Consider the following 4,880-nt stretch of genomic DNA (forward strand, 5'->3'; position numbering starts at 1 on the left):
ATGAACAGAAATTAGAGGGAGGATAAAATTTGGCAAAATTAGAACAGGAAAGACAAATATTTATTGAAGAAAATCAATTAATATCTCAATTATTTGGGAAATTTGATGAGAACGTTAAAATAATTGAGAAAGAGTTGGGTATTAGAATACTTTTAAGAGATGGAAATATTATAATAAAAGGCGACATACTTTCAGCAGAACTAGGCGAAAGATTAATATATAAATTAGTAGAGATAATAAAGAGTCAAAAAAAATTAACCAAACAAGAATTAAGGTATACAATTAAATTAATTCTTGAAGGAAAAGAAGAAAAGGTTAAGGATTTATTAAAAGATGTTGTATGTATCACTGCATCAGGTAAAAGTATAAAACCTAAAACATTAGGCCAGAAAAGATATATAGATGGTATTAAAAATAACGATATAGTATTTGGAATAGGTCCTGCTGGTACTGGGAAAACCTATTTAGCAATGGCTATGGCAGTTAATGCATTTAAAAATAAAGAAGTAAATAGAATAATCTTAACTAGACCAGCTGTAGAGGCAGGAGAAAGCTTAGGATTTTTACCAGGAGATTTACAGGAGAAGGTAGATCCTTATCTTAGACCAATTTATGATGCTCTATTTGAGATTTTAGGTGGCGAGACCTATTTAAAATTAATGGAGAAAAATTTAATAGAGATAGCACCCTTAGCTTATATGAGAGGAAGAACTTTAGATTCTGCTTATGTAATACTAGACGAAGCCCAAAACACCACTAATGAGCAGATGAAAATGTTTTTGACTAGATTAGGTTTTGGTTCAAAAGCTATAATAACTGGTGACATAACTCAAATTGATTTATCAAAAGGTAGAACTTCAGGTTTAGTAACTGTATCTAAGATTCTTTCAAATGTAGAGGGAATAGACTTTGTCTATTTATCTAAGCATGATATAGTTAGACATCCACTAGTTCAAAAAATAATTGAGGCTTATGAAAAACACGAAAAAGTAGAGAAATAAGGGGGAAATCCCAAATGAAGAAAAAATCCAAAGAAAGAAAAGAAAAAAAACATAAAATATTAAATTTAAATATTAGAAAAAACAAATTATATCTAAATATATTTTTAATATTATTGTTTACGGTAATACTTTTTTTTGTTACTATTCAAAAAGTGGAAACTAAAAGAATTAATGTTCAAGTTGGAGATGCTGCACCATTAGAAATTAGAGCAACTAAAGACATCGAGGATATACGGGCCACTGAGCAGTTAAAAAAAGAAGCTGCCAATAGGGTAGAGCCTAGGTATAGGATTAGTCCATCTGTTCAAATGACCATGAAGACAAATATAAAGGAATTTTTCGACATGGTAAGAGAACTTCAATCAGACGAAAGTATTGGTATAAGTAAAAAGACAGATATATTAGTTGAAGAATCCAGGATTCCCCTTTCTAGAAATGAATATCAAACAGCATTAAGAATGGAATCCGATGAATTAAGTGGTTTCGAAAATATAATAAATGATTTAACAAATCAAATAATGGGAGCGGGTATCAAAGAAGAAGATTTAGAATATGAAAAAGCAAGCATTGAAAATGTATTTCAAGATATTGACATTAGTGACAATAAGAAAGAATTAGGAATTTCTTTAATAAATAATACTATTCAACCAAATAAGTTTATTGATGAAGAAGCAACGCAACGTAGAATAGATGAGGAAGTAGAAAAGATAGAACCAGTAATAATAAAGGAACATCAGGTAATTGTAAGAAAAGGAGATATAATAAATAGTAATTCATTAAGTCTGATCAAGGAATTAGGCCTTTTAAAGGAAAATGAGGGATATGACAAAAGAACTGTACTAGGCATAATAATATTAATAGTATTGTTGGAATTAATAATTTTTGGACATGTTTTTTATTTTAATACAGACATACTGGTTGATAACAAATTATCTATTTTGCTTATTATTGTAACCTCTTTAATCCTAATTTCTCAAGGAATATACAATATTTCTCCTTATATAATGCCTGTATCGGCTGGTGCATTACTTATAGCAATATTATTAGATATAAGGTTATCTTTAATTGTTAATGTTTTTATGGTTTTCATTTTAGGTTTCATTTTAAAACTAGATGATACTTTAATGACAATGTATTTAATAAGTGGAAGTATTGGTGCATTTTTGGTAATCAAACAACATCAAAGATTCAATATATTTATAAATGGTTTGTTAATTGGAGTTACGAATTTTATGACAATTCTATCTTTTGGTCTTATTAAAAAATTGGAATTGATGGATATATTGATTAGAGGTGGATACGGTTTTATGAATGGAATGTTTTGTGCCATTTTAACCATTGGTACTTTACCTATTTGGGAAAATGTGTTTGAAGTTTTAACTCCTTTAAAACTGCTAGAGCTATCTAACCCTAATCAGCCTTTGCTAAAAAGATTGCTAATTGAAGCACCTGGAACTTATCACCATAGTATAATAGTGGGTAATTTAAGTGAAAGAGCTGCAGAAGTGGTTGGAGCTGATCCATTAGTGTCAAGGGTAGGAGCCTATTACCATGATATTGGGAAATTAATTAGACCTTACTTTTTCAAAGAAAATCAATTGGGGGCGGACAACCCTCACGATAAATTACAGCCAAGCATGAGTACTTTAGTAATTACAAATCATACAAAAGATGGAATAGCTTTAGGAAAGAAAAACAAGTTACCAAAAGAAATAATTGATATTATTGGACAACACCATGGTGATACGGTAGTTTCATATTTTTATCACAAAGCTAAACAAAACGAGTCATTAGAAGTTAAAATTGAAGATTTTAGATATTCAGGGCCTAAACCTCAAACTAAAGAAGCAGCAATAGTTATGTTAGCAGATTCAACAGAAGCAGCTGTTAGGTCTATTAAAGAGCCGAATAAAAAGAATGTAGAAGAGATGATAAGGAATATAATAAAAGGGAAATTAGAAGATGGTCAATTAGAAGAATGCAATTTAACTTTAAAAAATTTAAGTGATATTGCTAACGCTTTTTCATCAGTTATGATGGGGATTTTTCATGAGAGAATAGAATATCCAAATGAGGGCTTAAAAGAAGAAAAGGGAGAGGTTTAAACCATGGAATTATATATGGATGACAGACAAGACAAAGTAAAATTGAGCAATGATATCTTTGAAGTAATTGAAGATGCAATTAAAGAATCCTTACTACTAGAAGGGAAAAATTTGAATTATGAAATCAGTTTAATCTTTGTGGACAATGAAAATATTAAAAAATTAAATAAAGAATACAGAAATATTGATAAGGAAACTGATGTGCTTTCTTTTCCCATGGAACAAGATGAGGGATTGTTTCCAACTCCAATGTTAGGGGATATAATTATATCTGCTGAGAAAGCTTTAGAACAATCCGTTGAATATGGACATTCACTTAGGAGAGAGATAACTTATCTAACAGTTCATAGTATGTTACATCTATTAGGATATGATCATATGAATGAAAGAGATCAGGTTGTAATGAGAGACAAAGAAAAAGAAATAATGAAAAAACTAAAGATATTTAAAAATGGAAGGGAAGATTAACCTTAAAATGAAATCTAGAAGTATAATAGAAAGTTTTAATTATGCTGTAACTGGTATTATCTATACTTTAAAAACTGAGAAAAATATGAGGGTTCATTTTATAATAGCTGTAATTGTTATAATATTAAGTTTGTTTTTTGATTTTTCTAGACTAGAATTATTGATGTTATTTTTTTCAATAGCTTTAGTTTTAATTACAGAAATGATTAATACTGCAGTAGAACGAACTGTGGATCTAGTAACTGAAGATTTTCATCCTTTAGCTCGTTTAGCTAAGGATGTTGCTGCAGGTGGTGTTTTAATAGCTGCCCTAAACTCATTGGTAGTAGGATATCTGCTTTTTTTTGATAGACTAAATCCTTTAACCAATTTAGTGTTATTTAAGATTAAAAATTCCTCTATTCATTTAACTTTTATTGCATTAGTATTAGTTGTGTTATTTACTATAGCTTTGAAGACAATATATTACAAAGGAAGAGGCACTCCTTTTCAAGGAGGAACCGTAAGTGGGCATGCAGCCGTATCATTTTGTATAGCGACTATAATAGCTTTTATAGCAAACAATATGTTGGTATCTACTCTTTCTTATTTTATGGCTATTTTAGTAGGAGAAAGTCGGATAGAAGGTAGAATACACTCTTTAATGGAAGTAGTACTAGGTGCTCTTTTAGGTATAATAGTAGGAATATTAGTATTTCAAATAATCGGATGAAGAGGTATAACTATGAAGAAGAAAAATTATATTATTTTTTTAGCAATTTTATTTATATTTTTATTATCGGGATGTTGGAAAGAAGATACAAGAGAAATTGAAGATGAAATTATTAAAGAGGGAGAAGAGATAGAAGAGGAAGAAATAACAAAAGAAATAGTTTCTAAAGAAGGAATACCATCGCCTTTAAGTGGCTTATACAGTTCAGAAGAAAAGGTAAATAGAAGACCAGTAGCTGTAATGTATGATAATCATCCTAGAGCCAGATGGCAAGCTGGGTTGAGTCAAGCTGAAATAATCTACGAATTTATGGTGGAAGCTCCATATACTAGATACATGGCTTTGTTTTTAATAGGAGCTCCTAAGTCTATAGGACCAATTAGGTCTTCAAGACCTTATTTTATAACGACCTTGTTAGAATATGATCCTGTTTATGTAAGAGTGGGTGGAAGTCCTCAAGCTAAACAGGATATCATTAATTTAAAGTTAGCTGATATTGATGGACTTTCTTCTTCAAATAAAGTATTATGGAAGAACAAAGAAGTAGGTAAAAGAGCACCACATAATACATATACTAGTATGGAAGTAATCAGA

Annotated in this window: 5 protein-coding genes; all 5 read left to right on the forward strand. The window is 29.9% G+C overall.

The window, feature by feature from the left end:
* Positions 1–29 precede the first annotated feature (29 nt).
* Complete coding sequence (locus VK998_RS09530; RefSeq protein WP_325227898.1) at positions 30–1,001, forward strand: PhoH family protein; 972 nt, start codon at positions 30–32, stop codon at positions 999–1,001.
* A gap of 14 nt (positions 1,002–1,015) precedes the next feature.
* Positions 1,016–3,106, forward strand: a complete 2,091-nt coding sequence (locus VK998_RS09535) for an HD family phosphohydrolase (RefSeq protein ID WP_325227899.1) — start codon at positions 1,016–1,018, stop codon at positions 3,104–3,106.
* 3 nt (positions 3,107–3,109) lie between these two features.
* Positions 3,110–3,574 carry an rRNA maturation RNase YbeY gene (gene ybeY / locus VK998_RS09540; RefSeq protein ID WP_325227900.1) on the forward strand — a complete coding sequence of 155 codons (465 nt, stop codon included), beginning with the start codon at positions 3,110–3,112 and terminating at the stop codon, positions 3,572–3,574.
* A 7-nt stretch (positions 3,575–3,581) separates the two neighbouring features.
* A complete protein-coding gene (locus tag VK998_RS09545) occupies positions 3,582–4,286 on the forward strand; it encodes a diacylglycerol kinase (protein WP_325227901.1) in 705 nt (234 codons plus the stop codon).
* A gap of 12 nt (positions 4,287–4,298) precedes the next feature.
* On the forward strand, positions 4,299–4,880 hold a 582-nt coding region (locus VK998_RS09550; protein WP_325227902.1), incomplete at its 3' end, for a DUF3048 N-terminal domain-containing protein.

Origin of the sequence: Schnuerera sp., from assembly GCF_035459645.1 — a bacterium.
Classification (GTDB): domain Bacteria; phylum Bacillota; class Clostridia; order Tissierellales; family Tepidimicrobiaceae; genus Schnuerera.